A 22,651-nucleotide genomic window follows, 5' to 3' on the forward strand; every position below is an offset into this window, starting at 1 on the left:
AGCCTACTTTTTTAAAAGTAGGCTGTTTTTGAGTATTAACGCTGTGCAAGATGTTTCCAATCAATCCCGCGGGCATCACACCAGTTTTGGATGCTTGGTGCGACTACGATAGGAGCTTGTTGGAGACTAGAAATACTATCAGCACCGACAAGCGTTAAGATCGTTGTCAGCTGCTCTTTCCAGGTTTGAACAGTAGTAATGGCGTCTGGAAGGGAGTCGTCTTTCCGTACGAGATGCAACATTTCACCAGACAATCCGACAAGGCTAGCTCCTAGAGCGAAGCATTTGGCCATGTCCATCGGTGTCTTCACACCGCCGGAAGCGATGATTGGGGTGCGGCTTTCTTGGGCTTCCATGAGCGATGTCAAGGTCGTTTGTCCCCAGTCTTCTAGGAAATCGAGTTTATCTTCTTTGCGACGGCCGTTTTCGATTTTGGCGAAATTCGTACCTCCAGTACCGCTAATGTCGATCGCACTCACTCCGATACTCTCTAGTTGCGCGATGGCTTCACGACTAAATCCGAATCCGACTTCTTTGACGATAACGGGAACGGCACTCGCTTTGACGATTTCTTCGATGTTTTTAAGCCAGTTGCTAAAGACTCGGTCTCCTTCTGGCATCACGAGTTCTTGTGCACGGTTGACGTGAATTTGAATCGCATTTGCTTCGATGATGTCGACAGCGCGTTTAGCAGCCTCAGCGTTGTAATGTGCCCCAAGGTTTGCAAAGAGGATTCCATTTGGATTTTCTTGACGAATCACCTTGAAGCTTTGTGTACTTTCAGGAAATTTCATCGCGATACTCATCGAACCTGTCGCCATTGCCATACCTGTTTCACGAGCCAAGATGGCTAAGCGCTGGTTTAACGCAGTCGTGAGTGGGCTACCACCCGTGATGGCGTTGATGAAGAATGGAACGTTGAAGGTGAGTCCAGCGATCTTGGTCTGCAATGACACATCTGCCACATCAACGGTTGTGAAGGGATGATGCACGAAGCGCGTCTCCACGAATTCGGGAGCGCTCGTTGCACGGTATTGCTGGTTTGCATGACCGACATGCTCGTCCTTTCGATTCATTTGTTGTTGAAATAAATCCATCATTAATCTCCTTTACCAGGCTTCAGCAATGGTCAGCGGAAGCACTTGAATTTGAGCATGTGCCCATTGGGTTTCAATTTGTTGTCGTTGTTGTTCGTTTTGTGTAAAGCAAATCCCGCAGTCGCCACCACCAGCACCAGATGTTTTTGCGCAGGCACCATTTTGTTCGGCGAGGTCGCAGAGTGTTTGAAGTGCGGGGGTTTCAATTTCCAGCTGCATCACTTTTGCAAATTGATTTAAGAGTGCGCGGTTGGCACGGATGCCTTCTTGTAAGGCTGGGATATCTTGTTTGTTCCAAGCTATTTGTAAGTCTTGAACGATGGCATGACTCTTTGTAAGAAATTCTTTGTAAAAGACGCTATCGGTTGCCACTTTGCGTTTCTTCTCAGTGGCTTGAATGAGTGAATCTGTGATAGCGACTTTTCCTGTCCATCCTACTAAGAGGGTGAAGTTTGGGATTTCTGGAAGACGAACGATGGTGAGGTCTTTCCAGACAGCATCACAAATGTCTTTAATCGATTGTTTTTGTAATTGTTCGAGTAAATCGCTTCGGTCCGGACTTGTGTAATACACCAGTCCTCCAAAAGAAGAGGCGGCGATATCTCCAAAGGATCCACGTTGGGATAAGAGGAGATTCGTTAAAACACTCAGCTTATAAACGAGTAGTGGTGTTCTCGGAGTTTCGTAAAAATCAAGAACGGCTTGAATCGTTGCGACCACAACGGCACCACTCGAACCGAGTCCGTATTTAATGCCACGCTTAGCGTCATCGAGTTCACTTGTAATCGAAAGAGAGTAGAGTGCGTTAGTTGGCGTGCCGCATTCCCGAACATATTGTTCTGCGACCAGAATCGCTTCTTCGACTAGTCTATAAGGATGGTCTGCCTTTATGTGGAACAGTTCTCCTTCGCGAGCCCATTCCACATTGATGTCTGGATTTTGCGTAGAGGTTAGTGTTCCTACACTAGTAGTTACATCGATCGTAACTGTTAAATAGCGCGACACCGCTGCGACAATAGCGCCGTGACCTGGTTCGACAACCGCATATTCTCCGGCAATAAAGAGTTTACCGGGAGCTTTTGAAGTAATCGTCACGCGCTCACTTCCCTTCGAAAGCTGCACGAGAAGCGTTCCATTCGTCTTCTGTCAATGTACGAATGCCTTCTCCTGGAAGCGTTGGGATGAGTTTTTCACTCGGGAATACTTTACCAAGCTCTTCCAGAATCGCAGGGATATCACTCGCCTTGCAGATGACTTTAACGTTTGGACCAGCATCCATCGTGAAGTAGGCCGGAATGCCTCGTTCTTCTCGAATCGTGCGAATCGTTTGTTGGGCGACAATACTCTCCGGTTCAAAATAACAGAATGGAGGGTTACTTGCTAGCATCGTGGCGTGCATTTTCATGCCGTTAAATTCCGCAATCGAACCGATACGATGAATGTCGCGGTCCTTGATGGCCTCTTTGATGTCGGCTAAATCGGTTGCCGCTGAAGTGACCCAACCTTCGTAAAATGGAGAAGTCGAAACGGTCAATTCCATGCCGGCACGACTTGAAATCTTCTTCTCGGCCGCGCTTACGACGATAATAATCATCCCAATGTCAAAGTTGGCATCGTCGACAGGGATGGCCATACTGTTTTCGTTGGAGTCTCCCTTATTCCATTCGACAAATCCGCCAAAGAGACTACGAGTCGCGCTACCGCTCCCACGACGCGCGTAAGTCGATAGTTTTTGAGCAGGCATGTTAAGACCGGTTGCCTCGTTCATCGCCCCAGCAAGTGCCGCAAAGGCGGAAGCAGAGCTCGCAAGACCTGCTGCAGTTGGGACAAAATTCAAGCTCTCGACACGAGCACGACGCGTATCTCCAGTTTCTGTGCGGAATAAGTCTAAGAAGCGCGTGATTTTAGCGATCGCCGCTTCGTCTTGTTTGGCGCCATTGAGATAGAACTCGTCTTCCGTTAACGTATCGCTGAGTTCGACTTTTGTATCGGTATAAAAGGCTTCAAGGGTTAGAGAGAGGCTACTATTCATCGGAATGAAAAGCTCTTTATTTTCTTTTCCCCAATATTTAATGAGCGCGATATTCGTATGCGCACGCGTAATTCCAATCGATGTGGTCATTAGCTCTTCTCCTTTTTAGCGAGCGACTGAATCCAGACCGCTTGCGCTCCTTTTTTCATGAATTGTTCTTGTAAATGAAGGGCGTCGTTCTCTGTAGCTACAAGGGCAATCATACAACCACCTAAGCCACCACCTGTGACTTTTGCGCCGAGTGCATGATTTTCGTGAGCGGTACTGACGAGGGCTTCAATGATATCATGCGAAACCCCTAATTTTTTAAGGCGGTCGTGATTAGAATTCATCAGCTGGCCGAGTTTTAGAGGATCCTTGGTTTCGATGGCGGTCTTTGTATCTTGAACGATGGCGCCAATCGATTGAACCGCGTCTGAACCAGTTTCGTTAGTGGTCGGGTCGATGATGCGTTCTTGCAGGGTACTTACATGATGGACCGCTTGCTTCGTATTCCCGGTAACGCCTGAATCCGCAATGACGAGATACGCTGGCATATCTAGTTCAAGCGTTTGAAGTTCTTGTTCCTTTTGGAAAAAGACCGGACGAGTGCCACTCGTTGTTGCTGTATCAACACCGCTTGGATTGCCATGCGAAATGGTTTCCGCTCCTTGAACGATGTCCCATAAAGTGGCATCGGATAAAGGCGTATTGAAAAAATCAAAAATGGCACGCACGACCGCCACACTTACTGCAGCGCTGGATCCCATGCCTCTTTCAGCTGGAATCGTTGACTCGATGGAGAGGACAAAAGCATGACTCGTGACTTCTTTTGAAGAGGCAAGTAAAAATGCTTTTTGAATCGCAAACTGCAATCCTTCCATTGAAGCGGGCATGCTTTGAAGGTCCCCTGAGTACAATTCACATTCGATTGTTTGCCCTTTGGTTGCTGTGACAATGTCGGCTTTCACGAACACTGCATTAATGGGCAGTGCAATGGCTGGTTTATGATAAACGACAGCATGTTCACCGGCTAAAATGATTTTACCATTGGCAAGGCCTGTTCCCTTTTGTAGTTTCATACGACATCCCTTTCTTCGTTTTCAATTCACATTCTACTAGATTCGTTCCCCTTCGTAAACAAGCATGCTGATTTCATGGGAAAAACTTAAGATTATAAAGAAACGAATCATAGAAACAGTGTGCTACTTATGGTACAATTCAAGAATAGTAAACCTGTAACTGAAGGAGACGAATCCGTTGAGAGAAAACGAGACGTATTATCAGATTCTAAGAAGTGAGTGGAGCCAATATAAAGGCATGCATCCATTCACGATGACAAGCGCAGAACTTGCGCACTTAACGTCATTAAATGACCGCATTTCCCTACAGGACGTGCAAGAAGTGTATGTGCCGATGCTGGATTATTTTGATGTATATTTTAAAAAACATATTGAACTACATACCGAGGAGCAACAGTTTCTGAATCAACAGAAGAAAACAGTACCATTTATTATCGGAGTCTCAGGGAGTGTGGCCGTTGGGAAGAGTACAACGGCTCGTTTAATGCAAACGATGCTACAACAACGCTACCCAAGTAAACGAGTGGCGCTGATGACAACGGATGGATTCTTGCTTCCAACAAAAGAGTTAATTCAACGTGGCATCTTGGATCGTAAAGGATTCCCGGAAAGTTACGACATGGAAGCTCTCGTTCATTTCCTACTCGAAGTGAAAACCGGTAATCCAAGCGTGGATGCGCCAGTGTATTCGCATGAGATTTACGATATTGTGCCAGGGGAAGTGCAGACGATTGAGTCGCCCGACATCTTGATTGTAGAGGGGATTAATGTGTTGCAACTGCCACCTAATCGTGAAATCTACGTGAGTGATTTCTTCGACTGGTCGATTTTCGTTGATGCCGATGCAACGCTGATTGAGCAATGGTACTTGGAGCGTTTCGAGCTCTTGATGGACCGTGCGAAATCACAGCCAGATAACTATTACTATCAATATGCGATTGGGAATCGTGCGGACGCGATTGCGATGGCGAAAGATGTGTGGAAGAAGACTAACCTGAAGAACCTTAAAGAATACATCTTACCAACGAAAACCCGCGCCGACTTCATCCTCCATAAAACAGTGGGACATCACATTGATTTTGTGCAAATTAAAAAATATTAGGTACATCGATTACTTAAAATCCTTGCGGATTTTTTTATAATCACTGTAATGGGGCACCAGATTGAGCCTACGTCTCAACCTCTACCAAGCTTCAAACTGACTCTACGGGTTTCACCCTAGAGTCAGTAATTCACATTGGTTGCTATCCCCCATTACTGCGATTATAAAATCCGCTTGATTTTTCGTAATCGATTATTTTTTTACAAAAAATTGTGCCACTGTTTTAGTAGGTGAAGCGGTACGGGATTCTTAGTAAGAGTACGGGGAATCGTAAGAAAGAGTACATCTATGTTCATTGCAAAAATAAAATGTAAAAACCTCTTGACATTTTTAGGTAGGAGAGTATAATTTTAAATGTAAAGAGCTCTTGACATTATTACGAAAATTTGGAGGAACAAAGCCATGAAAAAGATGGATGAAATGGACAGAGATATTCAGTTGCGTTCTGAGGCGTGGGGCTATAAAACAGCGCTTTTGGGTTTATGTGCATGGACAGGATTTAATATCTATCAAGCACTTGTTAGTGGTGGCAAACTTGAAATGCTACCTTGCTTGATTTTGCTCTTATCTGTAAGTGTGCAAGGATTTGCTCAAACCGCAATGAAACGCAATATGATTGCTGGTGATGAAGAGTATAAAGAACCAAATAAACTTGTTCAAGGAGTCATTCTAGCAGTTGTCGCTGTTATCGTGGTATTGGCTGTTGGCGTGTATTTTTTCCAGAAAGCGTGATGGCATATGAAAAATAATATAAAACAGCTAAGAAAAGCAGCAGGATTGCGACAAGAGGATATGGCAAAAACATTGGGTGTAAGCAGACAGACCATTATTGCCATTGAGAATGATAAATATAATCCTACCCTTGAACTTGCAATGAAGATTGCAAGGTTACTCCAGCTCAATGTTGAAGAGATTTTTGTGTTAGAGGACTAAAAAGACATAACTGAATACTCAATAAATGAAGAGAGATTCCTATTTGTGGGGGAATCTCTTTTTTTGTAAAATCCTTAAAAATCCTGTTTAAAACGCGGAATAGTAGTGGTAAAATGTAGGTGAAAAATTGTAGCTTATAGTATGGTTTCTTTAATAATGAGGTGAGAACATGTACTTAAAAAGTGATCAAAAAAAACATCAAAAAATACCGACTTATGGAGCAGCGCCTTACATATACATAACTATCCTTGTGCCGAATTTGACGGGTTTGCTGCTGAGTCAGTCAGTGCTCGAGAGCGGACTGTTAAAGGGTGGCTTTAAAGATTTGTTTTATCTGATTGGCTTCCTCTTAATGTTCGTTGCAGCGAGAATTCAGTGGCTCAGCGGGGTGAAGTCGTTTATTAGCACAAGTATCCAAACTAGCGAACTCAAGACAACAGGAATTTACGCGCGCACTCGCAATCCAATTTACTTTTCGTGGTGGCTCAGCAGCATCGGGATTACCCTAACCATCCATAATGTGTGGTTACTACTTCTTATTCCGATTCAGTGGGTGTTATTAACCGTCGTGATTCGTATTACCGATGAAAAATGGCTCTACGAACTGCACGGAGAAGCCTATAAGGACTATTGCGCGAGAGTGAATCGATGGATTCCGATTAAGAAAATTAAGTAACCAAACTAAACATATTTGTAGAAGGTTCCTGAACTTCATCCAATAGCATGTCTAATGGATGGAGTTTTTTTTGGGTTCTAATTAAATCTGAAATGAAATATCCGAAAAGTACTTTTAGAAACATCTAAAGATAAGCTATAAAAGGCAGTGAGTTATAATTAAAAAAATATTTTGCAATAAGTGTTGACTATAACATTGTGTCATGGTTTAGAATGTAAATTGTTAGGAGGTGGATACATGTACATGATAAAAAAAGCAAGTGAGATTAGTGGTGTGTCAGTACGAATGTTGCACCATTATGATGAGATTGGGTTATTATCTCCCCAGAAATCAGAGAATGGATATAGGTGTTACACAGAAGAAGATATGGCATGCTTGCAAACCATACTCTTTTACAAATACTTAGGATTTCCACTTAAAAAAATTAAATCACTTATGGCAAAAGATGATACCGAACTACTAACTCACTTGAAAAGACAGTTGACCTTAATGCAAAAGGAAAACGAAAGACTCTTAACATTGATGGAAACATTACGGAAAACGATTGATTATGAAGAAAGGAAAATTACAATGTCAACAAAAGAAAAATTTAATGGGTTTACATACCAAGATAATCAAAAATACAAGCAAGCTGCAATCGATATGTACGGGAAGGAAGTTATTGAAGAAGCCATTGAAAAACAAAAGGGCAAGGAACAAGAATTGACGGATGGTTTTAACGAAATATTCTTCGCTTTCTCTGAAAATATGTCAAAGGAAATGAGCGTGGCATCTAAAGAAAATGTAGATTTAGCAGAGAAACTTCATAAACATATTTGCAAATACTCGTTCGAATGCCCAATCGATGTATTTTCAAACATTGGTTATGGCTATGTTCAAAATCCAGAATTTAAAAATAACTTAGATCAATTCGGCGATGGAACTGCGCAGTATATTTGCGATGCCATTCTGGAATATGTGAAAGAAAAATAGGATAAAAGATTAACAAGAAACAGTAAATCAAAAAAGGATTTACTGTTTTTTGTTTTTTAATGCAACCTTGGATTGGTCACCAATCAAAAAGCTTCGCAGTCTGATAATAGAAAATAAGCCTCCCTAGTGAAGTTTCGTATGTGGTCTGCAAACGACATCGAAAGAACTAAGGAGGTTTTGTCAAAAGAGTTACCGATGATGTGCACTGTTAAGCGTATACGGAAAGAGACGGTAAGTCCTTTTCCTCTTTTTGCAAAAAACGAAAAGTAGCATATATGCTACTTTTCAAAAATTAAAAACACAATTTTTAAACGGAGTGTCAATAACTAGAAACGTTGATTTAATAATGTTTGTAGAGAGTGCAGGAAGCAAGTGTACACTCTATATACTAATTTATATATCCGAATGAAAGCTTGGTGCGACGCGAAAAACAGGATTAAAAAATCCGAACAAAAAATTCTGTTTTTTTAAGTAATTTTCGGGCTTTTCTGTTACAATGAAAAAGAACTAAAACTAAGGAGGCCTCTTATGACAGCTCAAACCACTTCATTAGAAAAGATTATCGTGCTTGACTTTGGTAGTCAGTACAATCAGTTGATTACGCGCCGTATTCGTGAATTCGGTGTGTTCAGCGAGTTGCTACACAACGACATTACAGCCGAAGAAATTAAGGCACATGGCAACGTAAAAGGGATTATTTTTTCAGGGGGACCACATAGCGTTTATGCAGAGGATGCTTTTACCGTGGATCCTGCGATTTTTGAATTGGGAATTCCGGTGCTTGGGATTTGCTACGGGATGCAACTGACAACGCATCTGTTCGGCGGGAAGGTAGAATCTTCCACAACGCGTGAATATGGTTCTGCGAAAGTCGATGTCTTTAACACGACTTCAGGCATATTTAAAGGGTTAGCTGAAGAGGAAGAGGTACTCATGAGCCACGGAGACCGTATTACAGCGATTCCGGAAGGCTTCAGCGTGACGGCTTCGAATGCGCACACGCCATTTGCGGCTTTTGAAAACCAAGAACGTCGCATTTACGGCGTACAGTTCCACCCAGAAGTGCGCCACAGTATTCATGGGAACGACATGCTTCGTAACTTCGTGTTCGATATTTGTGGGGCAACAGGCGACTGGTCGATGGATAGCTTTATTGAAATGGAAATTGCGAAAATTCGCGAAAAAGTGGGCCATAAGAAAGTCTTACTTGGGCTATCTGGTGGAGTAGACTCTAGTGTGGTTGGGGTTCTCTTGCAAAAAGCAATCGACGACCAACTGATTTGTATTTTCGTAGACCACGGCTTGCTTCGTAAGGGGGAAGGCGACCAAGTAATGGAGAGCCTTTCTGGTAAATTTGGCCTCAATATTATCCGCGTGAATGCTCAGGAACGTTTCCTATCGAAACTAAAAGGCGTGAGTGACCCAGAACAAAAACGGAAGATCATTGGAAATGAGTTCGTGTACGTATTCGACGACGAAGCGGCAAAACTCACAGACGTGGATTTCCTTGCGCAAGGAACGCTCTATACAGACATTATCGAATCGGGAACGAAAACAGCGCAAACTATCAAGTCTCACCATAATGTAGGGGGACTTCCAGAGGACATGCAATTCGAGCTGATTGAACCTTTAAACACGCTCTTCAAAGACGAAGTGCGCGCTCTTGGAACAGCGCTTGGCATGCCAGACTCAATCGTATGGCGCCAACCATTCCCAGGACCAGGACTTGGAATCCGTGTGCTTGGCGAAGTAACCGAAGAAAAACTCGAAATCGTTCGTGAATCAGACGCCATCTTACGCGAAGAAATTGCCAAAAACGGCCTTGAGCGCGACGTATGGCAATACTTCACGGTTCTTCCAGGCATCCGCAGCGTCGGGGTAATGGGAGACGGCAGAACGTACGACTACACGATTGGAATCCGTGCCGTAACAAGTATCGACGGCATGACGAGTGACTTCGCTCGCATCCCTTGGGAAGTGCTGCAAACCATCAGCGCCCGTATCGTCAACGAAGTAGCGCACGTCAACCGCGTCGTCTACGACATCACGAGCAAACCGCCGGCAACAATAGAGTGGGAGTAGAAAAATTTTTTCTAAAATTTTATACTAGAGATGAAGAAACATTTGCTGGAATGAAAATTATTTCAATGGATAGAGATGCTCTTAAGAAAATAATTAAAAATAAACTTAAGTAAAGTATCTGTATGAAGTATCTGATAAATATCTTGAAATGCCATTAGAGACTGTAGGTTGGCATGATAGAATGAGAAAATAGGCTACTTGAGAGTATAAGACTTAATTTGCAGATTTAGGAGGTGGAATAGATGTTTTATTCACCATTGAGGTATCCAGGCGGAAAAGGAAAACTTACGCCACTGATAGAATTACTGATTGATAAATATGGGCATAGGGGTGGAATATATATCGAACCTTTTGCTGGTGGAGCTGGAGTTGCAATCGAGTTGCTTGAAAAGGGCGTAGTTTCTGAAATTGTCATAAATGATTTAGATAAAGGAATATACTCTTTTTGGAGAGCAATATTGGAGGAAACAGATAGGTTTTTAGAACAGTTGAGTAGAGTTCCTCTTACAATTGATGAATGGAATAGACAAAGAAATATTTGTTTTGAAAATAATAAAAAATATAGTTTTGAACTTGGATTTGCAACATTTTATATGAATAGAACGAACCGTTCAGGGATTATAAAAGCAGGAGTGATAGGTGGAATGGAACAATCTGGACAATGGAAACTAGACGCCAGATTTAATCGTGAAGATTTAATGTTCAGAATTAAAAAAATTGCGGAAAATAAATCGAAAATCCATCTATACAACAAAGACATAAAATCATTTTTAGAGAATTATGTGCCTAAATATGAAGAAAACGCATTTATATATTTCGATCCACCATACTTTAATAAAGGAAAACAATTATATCTTAATTTTTTTAATTACAATGACCATATTCGAATAGAAAAATTAATAGGCGATACAGTTAATTGTGATTGGATCATAACATATGACGATGAACCAGAGATAGAAAAAATTTATGAAAAATATTGTATAAAAAGAATTGAGCTTAATTATAGTGTGGCAAAAAAAAGAAAAGCCAAGGAATTAATTATATTTGAATCTAGTTCTAGTGCCCCAGATATTAATGAATTAATGAAGAATAATATTAATGTAAATTTATTCTAAGGAGAGATATATGTACACGAAGCCTACAGAGTTAATTTTAGAAAATTTTAGAAATTTTAGAGATGTTATTATTCCATTAGGTAAAAAAATAACCATTGTAAGCGGAGTTAATGGTGTGGGAAAATCTAATATTTTATCATTAATTGCGTCCGGTTCTGGAATTAGTAAGAGAAGTTCGTTAGGTAGCAATTTTCAACCTGAATTTTTAGACTTTTTTAATATTGATCAAACCGAAGAATATCAGGACTATAAAATATATTTAAAATATGGACAAAGTAGTGAGTCAATCGCATTGACTAAAAGACTTTCGTTTAAAGATGATACAGGTACTAATCGTGGTATTAGAATAATTCCACGAACTACAAATAAATATCTGGATGGTTACACAATAAAAAAAGCTGAAGAAGAGGCTAAATCAAATTTTGGTGTAGGAGGAGCGGGAAGAGTAAAAATACCAACTATTTATTTAAGTTTATCTAGACTATATCCACTAGGAGAAAATAAAGACTTAACGCATATTAGTAAAATAAGAAAAAATAATCCTTTTGCAAAAGAAGAAGTTCTGAATATTTACCGAGAGTGGTATAACTCTGTTATTCCCGGTTCGATTAAATTATCTGATGAAATTTCGATAATAGAGAAAAAGGCCTGTCCAAGATCTTCTTTACATATGGAAATAGAAGGAACACCGGCTCTTTCACAATCTATAGGGCAGGATAACATTGGGAATATAATAAGTGCATTGATTGATATTTACTTGCTATCAAAGGAGAGTGACTATAATGGGGCTCTGCTTTGCATTGATGAAATTGATGTATCTCTACATCCAGATACTCAAATACGATTATTTGAACTGCTGAAAAAACTATGTAATGAAATCTCTCTTCAGGTTATTGTTAGCACACATTCTTTAACTATCTTAAAAGAAAGTTTAAAACAAGAACAAAAAAATTCTGAAGATACTAAAGTTATATATCTAAAGAATCCATCTATGCCGATAGTGGCCAGCATTAAATCTTATGAGCTATTAAAAAATGATATGTTTAATAAAATAAATTTTCAGAAAACACTTCCTAAAATATATTTTGAAGATCATGTGGGGCGGGAATTGTTTATTCAACATGTAAATGCGCTTAGAAACATAATAAAATCGATAAAGGAATCTTCCGATGCTACATATTTTCGTAATTCTGAGAATGTTTCTAATCATGATGCTATTAGAAAAAGAATACTTGAATTTGAAGATATAGCTAATATTAAAGACGAGTTAAAACAGGTTGTAACACATTGCGGATGTGATGAGTTAATAAATATTTCAGAAGCTGATGAATATTTTAATAGGGTAATTATATTCTTGGATGGAGATGCAAGATTGAAGGAAAAATCTCAACATCCAATGGTTAAAGATTATTTGGAGAAAGATTTTAATCCTAAGGAAAAAGGTTTAAATGATAGACAACATAAGCCAAATTTGGTATTTGCACCTGGATACTTTGCACCAGAAAGTTATTTATACAGAATAATATATGAATTAATAAACAATCAGACTAAATATATTGATTTTTGGAGAGGCGTTGAGCAAACCGAAGAAATAACACTATATACATCTGATAGAATAAAAAATATGTTTGAAAATCTTAAAGAGGATTTTACAAATGATGATTTAAAAAATATATTTAAAGAACAGCTTGATAGTAGTGAATTATGGAATTTTATAATTAAATCTAGTCTTATAGAGTATTATTATATGGACTACTCTACTATTAATATATTATTGGATTTTGCAAAAGATATAAGAATTGCATATAACATGACTTTTCCGCTGACTATGGAAAATAAGAAAGTTTAAAAAATGTACTTGCAATATGCTTGCAAAAAATCAGATAAACAGAAATAAAATGGATAATAAGACTAAAATCGATAACAAAAACCTTGATTTTATGCCGATTATACCAAACGACATCAATGGACATATCGAGTGGTAATGACAGTAACAAAAACATTTCTGTTATATAACGGTTAAAAGCGCCGGATATAAGCGATTTGAAAGCGTAAAACTGCCTATGGGAGAAGATATATATCTTACGTCTTTACGGAACAAGGCATTGCGATGCTATCATCCGTTCTTAAAAGTGATATCGCAGTAGAAGTAAGGATAAGGACTATGAATAACTTTGTGGAGATGAGAAAATTTCTATTTTCAAATCTACAACTCTTTTAGAGGAGGTTGTCTATTTAGTGTAATCATTATGACAACAGCAAATAGTAACTGTGTTGATTTGGTTTCAAGCACTCTACTATAGAAACAAATTTTAAATATTGGAGATAATTTATGATTATAGCAATTGGCGGTGGAGAAATAGTCAGTAATGAAACTTATGAAATAGACAAGTTTATTGTCGAGTCAGCTAAAAAGGAAAATCCTAACTTTTTATTTATACCTACAGCAAGTAAAGATGCTGAGGCTTATATAGAGACTATTAATGATTATTATGGGAGTTTAGGATGCAAAACTGATACCTTGTATTTATCTAATGTAGAAGTAAAAAGGGAAGAAGTTAATAAAAAGATTGAAAGTGCAGATATCATTTATGTAGGTGGTGGTAATACGGCTTATATGATGAAAGTTTGGCAAGAATATGGTGTAGATAAGGCCCTAATGAAAGCTTATAAAAGTGGGAAGGTGCTGTCAGGTTTAAGTGCAGGTTCTATCTGTTGGTTTATAGCGGGTCATTGTGATAGTGAGTTTATTGAGGGGAAAGAGAATCCAAAACATAAATGGGTGAAGGGTCTGGGTATAATTCCTTATCTACATTGTCCACATTATGATGAGCCTGATAGAGCAGCTTTTGATGAGTTTTACTCTGGACAGATTGCTGATGCCATTGCCCTTGAGAATCAAGTAGCCATTGTTTGGGATGGTTATGAAATGAAAGTTATTAAGTCTAATCCTCACAAGAATGCTTACCATCTTTCTTGGAGTGATAAAGGCTTCAAGAAAAAAGCTTTATTATAGGATGACGCTGACCCCCGTAAAGGAGAATTAAATAAAAACACCCTAGGGCTATGAAGTGCACCCCAAAAGTTAGATTTTCTGTCTAACTTTTGGGGTGCACTACATTATAAAGCAGAACCCATTTTGCACCAAATTTTTAAGAATAATGTTAGATAAGTCGAACTCTAATATAGTAATTCGCAAAAAGATTCAGTACAATATGAGTAGATGAAAGCGGTTAATTTTTGAGTTGTAAAAATCCTAGAAAAGATGAATCCACAATAAATTATTTGCCTTAAGCACACTAAACAAATAGGTGGTGATTTCAGTTGAAAACTAGAAGTAAAAGATTACAACTACATTTTTTGATATCTACTATATTTTTTTTAGTAGGTATTATACTTGCACAAAATAAAGAATTTGTGGCTTTTGTGATGTCAAATTCAACTCTATTTTATTCTTTAATTTTTATTTTCAATATTCTATTCATGATTTATGTTTGGCGAGGAGAAAAATAATTTCTCAAAAAATTTTTTATTAGAAAAAGGAACTAGTATGAGTAGTTTTTATATAGTTATTGTCGAAAAGAGTAAAGGGGATTGTTAAAATGAGACAATTAAGCGGTATTAAAGTGTTTCTCTTTGGTTTTTTATGCCACGTAGCGTTATTTTTGTTTGTTAATTTGTTTTTTGGGTTTGAACAATGGAATCGAGAATTTAAATTTATATTCATATTCTTAATGTTTTTGTCATTTTCTATATTTTTAAACAAGGGTTATTTTGATAAGTTTTTAAGCAAAAAGATTGAATAGAGTATAGACTGGAGATGAATGATATGAATCGTATCTTCAAGTATCTTATTGTAAGTATAATTATGGGAGTTACCGTATTCTATGCCGTTTATTATACAAAAGGTGAATACAACTATATGGCATTTCCGACAGCTTTCCTTATTAACGGACCAATTTATTTTAGTAGGAAGAAAACCTAGTTTAGTAAGCTAACTTTTAAAAATAAATGGAATAGGCTCTGGAATTTTAGTTCTAGAGCCTTTATTATTGGGGTTGAGAGGCTGTATTTAAAGGGATTAGCGATCATGGACGAAAAGACTGAAATCAAGAAGCAAGATTTCTATGAGATGCTGTAAATATATAAATTAGAATTGTAGAGGTTAGATATGAATAAAAAATTCGAGCAAATGAGTTTAAAAGAGCTTTGGCAACTGTTTCCGATATTTTTAGTCAAACATAATAAAGAGTGGACAAAATGGTATGAAGAAGAAAGAAAATCAATATTATCAGCATTGCCGAGTAAATGCACAAAAAGAATATCTCATATCGGAAGCACGGCTATATCAGGAATATGGGCGAAAAATATTGTGGATATATTAGTTGAAGTAAACGACAAGACGGATTTAGATATTGTTAAAAATATTCTAATAAACAAGGGTTGGCTATGTATGAATACGACTGAAGCCCGCATTACATTAAACAAAGGATACACAGAACAAGGATTTGCAGAAAGAGTATTCCATCTTCATATTAGAATTGTCGGAGATAATGATGAACTGTATTTTAGAGATTATTTGAATGAGCATAAGGAAATAGGCAAAGAATACGAAGTCTTAAAACTATCGCTTTGGAAAAAATTTGAATATGACAGAGATGGATATACTGAGGCAAAAACAGATTTTATAAGAAAATATACAGATTTAGCAAAAAGTTTATATGGAAAAAAATATTAACCAAATTTTTCATTTGTAAGAAGAGATTAGGATAGTTAGATAATGTTTGATAAAGAAATAATGGCAGAGGCTCCGGAATTTTACTTCCGGAGCCTTTATTATTGGGGGTGAAAGCCTGTATTTGAAGGGAGTAGCGATCATGGACGAAAAGGTTGAAATCAAGAAGCAAGATTTTTATGAGATGATGTACTTAATGGAGAAAATTCTGTATATCGCAGAACGCTCAGGGGCCAGAGAGGATAGCGACAACAACGCGTATTCTTTAGCCATCACCTTTGGAAAAGAGAATGTTGTGCAGGAGCTGCTATCGCTTCGAAGAAAAATGAATGTCTATTTAGATGAGCAGGGCGAAGCGGAGTTAGAGAAAATTCTCGAACCAATTGATGACATTCCCATTCCCTATTGCCTAGCACTCGAAGCCTTACGAAAAGAGCTCGAACCGTACTTGCCGAAGAGGGTTGAGGGATAGAAATTATAATATTGAAAAACCGTAATTTGATATGCTTCATACCGATTTGCTTGGTAAGAGGAATATCAGATTACGTTTTTTGTGTGTGGTTAAATCTTGCATCGGGAGTTATTCTATAGTCGTTTTATATACTGACTGACAGATGTTTTGATTGTATCTAAAGAATCAACCATTCCTCGATCAATCCACTTAAAAATAACATTCCAAATGGCTCCGATATTAAATGCAATTAGATAATCAGGATCGAGGTCGACGATAACTTTTTTGAACGGATTGTTGTAGTCATGAATCTGGTCAATATAGGTAGGAAGAATTTCGTTCATCCTTAGAAGGAAGTAGTGAAACATTTTATTTTTATGGAGTAATGAAAGAAACTCTTTATTTCTACTACAAAAATTAAAAATAATTGAGATAGGGTCATTATCGGAAGAAGAATTTTCCTCTGTATATTCGAGAATTAATCCGTCAATGATGGAATAGAGTACATCATCCTTGTTGTTGAAATTTAGGTAGAATGTTTTTCTGACAAGATTAGTTTCCAATATGATTTGCTTTACAGATATTTCAGAATAGGGGTATAACTGCATCAGTTTAAGCAGAGCTTCGGATATTTCTCTTTTGGATTTTAAAGCAGAAGGATGCTGTGTTTTTTTCATAAAAATCTCCTTATAAGATACACATAATTGTAAGATTGTGTATCTTGTTCATAATCTATTTACTTTATTTGTTTTATAGAGTAGCATAACTCAAAAAGATACACAAATGTGTAATGCTGATTTTCGGTGGTGCAATAGGTAGAGAGGCACTACAATGTTATGAAAGATAAGTTGAAATTTTTAAGAGATGTCAACGGTTATAAAAATTATGAGGGCTTTTAAGAAAGGGCGAATATTAGTGAGTTATGAAATTGTGATTAACGATCCTAAACAGATCATGGATGAAAGATTAGATATCTATATAAAGGGGTTTGAGGGTTTTGAAAAAGTAACAATTATATTAGAAACAAAGTGCTTTTATAATATTAATGCCCCAATGAATTTTTCTGAGGCAACATATTGGAAATCAGAGGCTATTTATTTAAGTGATGCATCAGGTGTTGTATCCGTAAATACTTCAACGTCAATAGGAGGAGATTATCTTGGGGTTAGAGACATGGGTTTGTTTGAAACACTTCGGCCTATTGAAGTAGTGAAACAGAAAAGAGTGATAGATTTAAATCGTGTTCAATTAAAAGAAAAGGTTACTTATCAAATAACAGCCTTATTAGCTAATAGAATTATTGCGCAAGAATCATTTGACCGATGGTATAAAAAAGAGAGTATTCAATATATGGATATCATAAAAAATGCATGGCAGGGAAGACTGTTCTTTGAGGAACCCAATAATCCTAGGGCGGCAATTATAGTTTTATCAGGAAGTGACGGAGGAATTGAAAAAGCTCAAAATATTGCGATGTTATTATCGAATTACGGATTTGTGACGATGGCTATAAGTTACTTTGGGATGCGTAAACAACCTTCGGATCTTAATCAAATTCCAATTGAAAGTATAGAAGAAGCATTGCAGTATTTAAAGCAATTGGAGTTTGTAGATGGATTTAACATAGGGATTTATGGACGATCTAAAGGAGCAGAGTTGGCTTTATTATCCTTAACAAAATATTCTGGATTAAAATGTGCTGTTTTAAACTCACCAAGCGATAGAGTTTATGAAGGATTAAGAGGCAAAATGAATGCAAAACATTCTTCCTGGACATATGAGGATAAGGAGGTTCCTTATAAACCTTTTAGATGGATTGAAGTTATTAAAAATAAGTTGTTTAAAATTCCGATGAAGGATAAAACGGGAATAATGGAATTAGAAAAGGTGAAATGCCCGTTATTATTGATTAGCTCATTTAGAGATGAGGTATGGAATTCTTTTGATGCTGCAATGAATATCTTAACTAAAGTGAATTCTTTAAATAAAAAATTGGTCCTTACAACAGAACTAGGACATATGAACACAATCTCCTATCTACCAAATACAAGATATAATAATAGAAGCGATAAAATATATGGGGAAGCAATAGTATCTTGGAAAAGTACGGTATCTTGGTTTATTGAGCATTTAATGAAAGAACATAAGACGGAAAACGTGATATAAATGTAGTGACACTATCAAAAACGTGAGAGGTGCAAAATACAAAGTGAAAATTTTTGTGGGATAAATTTTTACTATTCATTATTACCTGTTATCCTCGATTTTTATAATGGCTTTAAAAGGGTATAAGAAAGAGAGGCGCTCTGAATAGGGCGTCTTTTTGTTTTAAGCAATTTTGAAAGAAATTTATATTGAAAACTATCATTTAAGAAAGAGAAAAAGGTAGATAGTAATAAAAAGTAAATCGTTTTCAAAAACGCTTAAATTTAATTAGTGAAAATGATATAATGAACTCAAATGCTTCATAAAATTCGCAATAAGAGTTGAAAGTCTAGGAGGGTTAATATGATTGAAGCTGTATTGGGTGTCGTTGCTTCGTTGGGGAGTGCTACAGCACAAAATGTTTTATTTTCTGTAGGGGAACAAGCAATAAAAAAGTTCAAAGATTCACAGGATTGGAAAAAATTGGTCGTTGAATCTGGGGAATTTTTTATTCAGGATGATCAAAAGGAAAGTGATTTCTTTAATGATTTATTATTAGTCTTGTCAAAAGATAATTTGTCTGAAATTGCAAAGAATTTAGAAAGTGCAGATGGATACGATTTAAAAGATAGGTTATTTAAGTCTTTTTCAAAATTAATGAATAAATATGAGATTCCTTATGAGATTGCAGAATCTTATATAACAAGAATTATATATGTAATCTTAGAAGGGTTGAAAACTGTTGATCCACAGAGATATCAGCAGTATTTTCTTCGAGAATGGAGAGATGATGCGAAAAACAGTTCGTTGGAATTGCAGCAACGTATTGATAAAATGTCACGTGACATTGAACTACATAATCGCGAGAAATTGCAAATCTTATCTTCAGGAGAAGTAGATGTTAATCTTAGAAGAAGTACAATCTCACCCTCTATAGGGATAGACTTTTTCGTTAACGATGATGAAAATTTTCAAGAGCAAATTAAAGATATGAGGTACGAGGAATTAGTCTTTGTAAGAGGCCGTAACAGAGAGGAAACGATTTATTGCGTTCTTAATGAATTATGGAAAATTAAAGATCATCGTCCTATTTATGTAGTGAGAACACCAGAATCGTGGAAGAAATTACAATTAATGGGGAGGGAAGGGAACATTTATATACCTTGGTTTTATGCAGATGAGATAGTAGCGATTGAAAATAATACCAATATTTTTGTGGTTGATGAAAATACTCCAACGTTCAGAAATCCTGTTTTAGAATTGCGCCCAAGAACTCGAGATACATTATTAAATTGTTTGCAAGATGCAGGGCTAGAATACAGTAAAGCATATGCTTTCTTATCTGATACACATGGGTTGTATAGCCAAATGAAGAAGCAGATTTTTAAAGGGGGATATTTGAAAGAGCCTTCTTGGATGTATAAAATTAGCGAAAAAGCAAAAAAAATATGTCTTCTAATTGGAAGTTGGGAAGAATGTGAAGGGGATAAAAAGGTTATTGAATCATTATACGAGGATTCATACGATAAATTTATTGACGAGGTGCTTCCTTTTGTAAAAGGAGAAGACCCATTATTGTATAGAGTTAATCGTAATGGTAAAGTGTCATATTATTTAGCAAGTCTTGAGAATATATGGAGTTATTTAGATGTATTATTCAATGAAAAAATTTGGAGGGTATTTACTGAAGAAGTATTTAAGGTCATTAAAGCATCAGAAGAATTATTTACATATAATAGTAACGATAGACTCCGTGCTCAATTTAAAGGTGAACAATTATTTTGGTCTGTAACAATAAGAAAAGGGATGTTAAAGACGTTACTTATCAAGGCAACTTTTAATGGGGATGAAGATACTCAATGGCATCTTGATAATTTAATTGAGACAATACTAAAAGATATAAAAACGGATAAACAGTGGATTTACATATCAAATTTTTGGCGAGAATTATGTGAGATTTCCCCTACATCGGTAATGAAAAGGATTGAAAGCGAATGGAATGATCATTCGGGGTTACTATCTCTATTTCAAAATCAAACAAATGATTCTTTTTTTGAGAGGAACCCCTATATTGAAATTTTGTGGGGAGTTGAACAGTTACTTCTCCAAAAGAAATTTTTTTGGCGCGCTTTTAGATGGCTTTTAAAATTGGATTCTAAACAGTTTCAGTATGAATCAAACTCTCCTAAAAACACCTTAATAAATGTATTTTGCACATCAATCAATGTCTGTTGCTTACAGTCTGCAGATGAGAAAATTAAAGCAGCACGAATTGCTTTTGAAATTAATTATAATAATATGTGGCAATATTTGTTTACATCAATTAATCACAATATTAGTATTGGAATTAGTGAGTTATCTGCACCAAAATATCGTGAACACTGCAAACTGCAAACAACGACAATAGATGAAATGAAAAAGTCAGAATTAGGGTATTGTCAATTATTGTTGGAACATATGGATTTTTCAGTAGATCGATGGAAAAAGCTGCTTAACTTATCAGGGACAGTGACAAATAATCTCAGAAAGAGTATTTTTGAGAAGTGTTTAAATGAATTAAGTAAAATGTCTGATGAAAAGGTAATACTAATAAAAAATGAAGTTCGTTATCTAATTTATAAACATAGGTATTATTCCTCACCTAATCGGGCAATGGCTGAAAATATTATTGTTGAATATGAAAAGTTTCTTGATGAAATATATATTGAGACTAAAGAGTATGAATACAGCTATTTATTTAATCGTGATTGTCCATTAAGAAATCCTTCACCGTATGATAAAGAAGAAAATGAGAAAGTTACAGAATGGCTGATAAAAGATAAAATCTCAGAGTTTCATTCTAAAAATTATAATTTGGCAAAATTAGTAAAAATATGTGCTAAAGAGCCACATTCAACCCTAGGTATTTATCTAGCGAAGTTTTGGAACAGCGGAGATTGGGATTATAAGGTATTTAAGTGTTTGTTAAAAATACAAAAATCAGGAGACTTTGCGCTTGATTATTTAAGAAATATTAGTGAAAGTAAATATATAGACTATGGCGAAATTATTGAAGAACTAACAAATTATAGTTATTCAACAGAAATATTGGCAAAAATATATAGAAGTGAAGCGGAAAGAGCGACGGATATTCCACTAGTAGAAAAAGCTTCAGAAATAATTAAGAAAGAGTTCTGGAGAACGAGCGTGTATTGTAAGGAATGTAATAATTCTTGGGTAATATCCGAGAGTAAGAAATATGCAAATTTAAATGTGTTTTTAGATCAGCTACATCAAATACATCTTAGGAGACCACTTACAGCAGAAAAGATATTTAACTGTTTTGAAGGGATTGAAAGGATGTCCTATTCCGAAAATAATTGGTTAATAAGATATGATGTTGAAGAGTTTATTAGTATAATTCAGAATGCGTATATGAAAGATATAGATAAGTGTAATAGGATTATTCAAATAGAATTATTCTTCAGAAATTTTTTGGAATGGGAGCAGATGAAGTGCTTGAATCAAAAAATTAAAAGTTCTCCAGAAATATTTACTCAGTTAGTTTGTGGAATATTCAAAAGAGATCATGACAAAGCAGATGATTTATCAATTGACAAAAAGTATTTTCAAAATATGTATTCAATTTATGGTATTGCTCATTTTTGCCCCGCAGAAATTAATGGCAGAGTAGATGAAAGTGAACTAGAAAACTGGATAAATAAATATAGAGATTTACTAATTGAAAATAATCGGGAAAGACTCTTTACGTCAACTCTGGGTAGATTATTTTCTTTTTCTCCATTGGGTGATGATGGTCATGAGCCATGTGAAAGTGTGCGAAAAATGATTGAAAAATATTGTGATGATAAGATGTTAAATAGTTATCAGATAGCCGTATTCAATCGTCGGGGTATTTTTAGTCCATGTGCAGGAAAAGAAGAGTTGAAAATAGCAGGAAAGTTTAGAGCTAATGCTGAATTTTTAGAATCAAGATATCCAAAAACGGCGCAAATATTCTACGAATTGTCTAATCGTTACGAAATCGAAGCTAAAAAACAAAGGGTGGAAGCTGAAAATGGTGAAGAAATTAGAGGCAGTTTATGAACTTTTTCTAATTAAAAATTTTGCGGAGGCTTGACCAAAAAGATATAAAGAAATTGTATTTAATATGTTTTTGAGGTGCTCTTACCTTTAATTATAATATGACAAAGCCTACTGATTTTGGTCAATGAGGTATTGTTTTGACTAAAATTAATTACTAATATTGA

At 36.6% G+C, this 22,651-nt stretch carries 18 protein-coding genes; 13 read left to right on the top strand and 5 right to left on the bottom strand.

What is annotated here, in order from left to right:
• Positions 1-35: 35 nt before the first annotated feature.
• Genes fni through mvk form a run of 4 tightly spaced genes read right to left on the bottom strand, consistent with a single transcriptional unit; the run spans position 36 to position 4,190 of the window.
• Positions 36-1,100: a type 2 isopentenyl-diphosphate Delta-isomerase gene (fni, locus tag NQ540_RS00550; protein WP_005608014.1), complete on the bottom strand. Its 1,065-nt coding sequence runs from the start codon at positions 1,098-1,100 to the stop codon at positions 36-38.
• A 9-nt stretch (positions 1,101-1,109) separates the two neighbouring features.
• Positions 1,110-2,219: a phosphomevalonate kinase gene (locus NQ540_RS00555; RefSeq protein ID WP_005608011.1), complete on the bottom strand. Its 1,110-nt coding sequence runs from the start codon at positions 2,217-2,219 to the stop codon at positions 1,110-1,112.
• On the bottom strand, positions 2,197-3,219 hold the full coding sequence (mvaD, locus tag NQ540_RS00560) for a diphosphomevalonate decarboxylase (RefSeq protein ID WP_005608008.1): 1,023 nt from the start codon (positions 3,217-3,219) through the stop codon (positions 2,197-2,199). Before mvaD ends, NQ540_RS00555 begins: the two co-directional genes overlap by 23 nt.
• Positions 3,219-4,190 carry a mevalonate kinase gene (gene mvk, locus NQ540_RS00565; RefSeq protein WP_005608005.1) on the bottom strand — a complete coding sequence of 324 codons (972 nt, stop codon included), beginning with the start codon at positions 4,188-4,190 and terminating at the stop codon, positions 3,219-3,221. Before mvk ends, mvaD begins: the two co-directional genes overlap by 1 nt.
• Positions 4,191-4,368: 178 nt before the next feature.
• Here mvk and coaA point away from each other — a divergent pair, with 178 nt between their 5' ends.
• The 11 genes from coaA (at position 4,369) to NQ540_RS00620 (ending at position 16,277) form a co-directional block, all read left to right on the top strand.
• A complete protein-coding gene (gene coaA / locus NQ540_RS00570) occupies positions 4,369-5,292 on the top strand; it encodes a type I pantothenate kinase (RefSeq protein ID WP_039849299.1) in 924 nt (307 codons plus the stop codon).
• Positions 5,293-5,694: 402 nt separating this feature from the next.
• Positions 5,695-6,024: a hypothetical protein gene (locus NQ540_RS00575; protein ID WP_005607999.1), complete on the top strand. Its 330-nt coding sequence runs from the start codon at positions 5,695-5,697 to the stop codon at positions 6,022-6,024.
• 6 nt (positions 6,025-6,030) lie between these two features.
• Positions 6,031-6,225 (top strand): helix-turn-helix transcriptional regulator, encoded by a 195-nt coding sequence (locus tag NQ540_RS00580; RefSeq protein ID WP_005607997.1) that lies wholly within the window; start codon positions 6,031-6,033, stop codon positions 6,223-6,225.
• Positions 6,226-6,550: 325 nt separating this feature from the next.
• Positions 6,551-6,901, top strand: coding sequence for a methyltransferase family protein (locus NQ540_RS00585; RefSeq protein WP_160313172.1), 351 nt, complete (start codon positions 6,551-6,553; stop codon positions 6,899-6,901).
• Between the two features lie 237 nt (positions 6,902-7,138).
• On the top strand, positions 7,139-7,873 hold the full coding sequence (locus NQ540_RS00590; protein ID WP_039849298.1) for a MerR family transcriptional regulator: 735 nt from the start codon (positions 7,139-7,141) through the stop codon (positions 7,871-7,873).
• A gap of 528 nt (positions 7,874-8,401) precedes the next feature.
• Positions 8,402-9,955, top strand: coding sequence for a glutamine-hydrolyzing GMP synthase (gene guaA, locus NQ540_RS00595; RefSeq protein WP_005607982.1), 1,554 nt, complete (start codon positions 8,402-8,404; stop codon positions 9,953-9,955).
• A gap of 242 nt (positions 9,956-10,197) precedes the next feature.
• Complete coding sequence (locus NQ540_RS00600; RefSeq protein WP_005607974.1) at positions 10,198-11,070, top strand: DNA adenine methylase; 873 nt, start codon at positions 10,198-10,200, stop codon at positions 11,068-11,070.
• A gap of 10 nt (positions 11,071-11,080) precedes the next feature.
• The gene (locus tag NQ540_RS00605; RefSeq protein ID WP_005607971.1) at positions 11,081-12,919 is read left to right on the top strand and encodes an AAA family ATPase; all 1,839 of its coding nucleotides are present in this window, start codon (positions 11,081-11,083) and stop codon (positions 12,917-12,919) included.
• Between the two features lie 483 nt (positions 12,920-13,402).
• A complete protein-coding gene (locus NQ540_RS00610) occupies positions 13,403-14,086 on the top strand; it encodes a Type 1 glutamine amidotransferase-like domain-containing protein (protein WP_005607965.1) in 684 nt (227 codons plus the stop codon).
• 1,155 nt (positions 14,087-15,241) lie between these two features.
• Positions 15,242-15,808 carry a GrpB family protein gene (locus NQ540_RS00615; protein ID WP_005607957.1) on the top strand — a complete coding sequence of 189 codons (567 nt, stop codon included), beginning with the start codon at positions 15,242-15,244 and terminating at the stop codon, positions 15,806-15,808.
• A 139-nt stretch (positions 15,809-15,947) separates the two neighbouring features.
• A complete protein-coding gene (locus tag NQ540_RS00620; protein ID WP_005607955.1) occupies positions 15,948-16,277 on the top strand; it encodes a hypothetical protein in 330 nt (109 codons plus the stop codon).
• Between the two features lie 113 nt (positions 16,278-16,390).
• Here NQ540_RS00620 and NQ540_RS00625 read toward each other — a convergent pair whose 3' ends face one another.
• The gene (locus tag NQ540_RS00625; RefSeq protein WP_005607952.1) at positions 16,391-16,933 is read right to left on the bottom strand and encodes a TetR/AcrR family transcriptional regulator; all 543 of its coding nucleotides are present in this window, start codon (positions 16,931-16,933) and stop codon (positions 16,391-16,393) included.
• A gap of 238 nt (positions 16,934-17,171) precedes the next feature.
• On the opposite strand from NQ540_RS00625, the gene NQ540_RS00630 reads away from it, so the two are divergent.
• Complete coding sequence (locus tag NQ540_RS00630) at positions 17,172-18,422, top strand: acyl-CoA thioesterase/bile acid-CoA:amino acid N-acyltransferase family protein (RefSeq protein WP_156780480.1); 1,251 nt, start codon at positions 17,172-17,174, stop codon at positions 18,420-18,422.
• Between the two features lie 342 nt (positions 18,423-18,764).
• A complete protein-coding gene (locus NQ540_RS00635) occupies positions 18,765-22,487 on the top strand; it encodes a hypothetical protein (protein WP_005607949.1) in 3,723 nt (1,240 codons plus the stop codon).
• Positions 22,488-22,651 lie beyond the last annotated feature (164 nt).

It is taken from the genome of Granulicatella adiacens ATCC 49175, from assembly GCF_025150565.1.
Taxonomy (GTDB): Bacteria; Bacillota; Bacilli; order Lactobacillales; family Aerococcaceae; genus Granulicatella; species Granulicatella adiacens.

Coding starts and splice junctions, on each gene's coding strand:
- fni (WP_005608014.1), bottom strand. CDS start 1,100: ATGATGGATTTATTTCAACAACAAATGAATCGAAAGGACGAGCATGTC.
- mvaD (WP_005608008.1), bottom strand. CDS start 3,219: ATGACCACATCGATTGGAATTACGCGTGCGCATACGAATATCGCGCTC.
- mvk (WP_005608005.1), bottom strand. CDS start 4,190: ATGAAACTACAAAAGGGAACAGGCCTTGCCAATGGTAAAATCATTTTA.
- NQ540_RS00575 (WP_005607999.1), top strand. CDS start 5,695: ATGAAAAAGATGGATGAAATGGACAGAGATATTCAGTTGCGTTCTGAG.
- NQ540_RS00580 (WP_005607997.1), top strand. CDS start 6,031: ATGAAAAATAATATAAAACAGCTAAGAAAAGCAGCAGGATTGCGACAA.
- NQ540_RS00590 (WP_039849298.1), top strand. CDS start 7,139: ATGTACATGATAAAAAAAGCAAGTGAGATTAGTGGTGTGTCAGTACGA.
- guaA (WP_005607982.1), top strand. CDS start 8,402: ATGACAGCTCAAACCACTTCATTAGAAAAGATTATCGTGCTTGACTTT.
- NQ540_RS00600 (WP_005607974.1), top strand. CDS start 10,198: ATGTTTTATTCACCATTGAGGTATCCAGGCGGAAAAGGAAAACTTACG.
- NQ540_RS00605 (WP_005607971.1), top strand. CDS start 11,081: ATGTACACGAAGCCTACAGAGTTAATTTTAGAAAATTTTAGAAATTTT.
- NQ540_RS00610 (WP_005607965.1), top strand. CDS start 13,403: ATGATTATAGCAATTGGCGGTGGAGAAATAGTCAGTAATGAAACTTAT.
- NQ540_RS00615 (WP_005607957.1), top strand. CDS start 15,242: ATGAATAAAAAATTCGAGCAAATGAGTTTAAAAGAGCTTTGGCAACTG.
- NQ540_RS00620 (WP_005607955.1), top strand. CDS start 15,948: ATGGACGAAAAGGTTGAAATCAAGAAGCAAGATTTTTATGAGATGATG.
- NQ540_RS00625 (WP_005607952.1), bottom strand. CDS start 16,933: ATGAAAAAAACACAGCATCCTTCTGCTTTAAAATCCAAAAGAGAAATA.
- NQ540_RS00635 (WP_005607949.1), top strand. CDS start 18,765: ATGATTGAAGCTGTATTGGGTGTCGTTGCTTCGTTGGGGAGTGCTACA.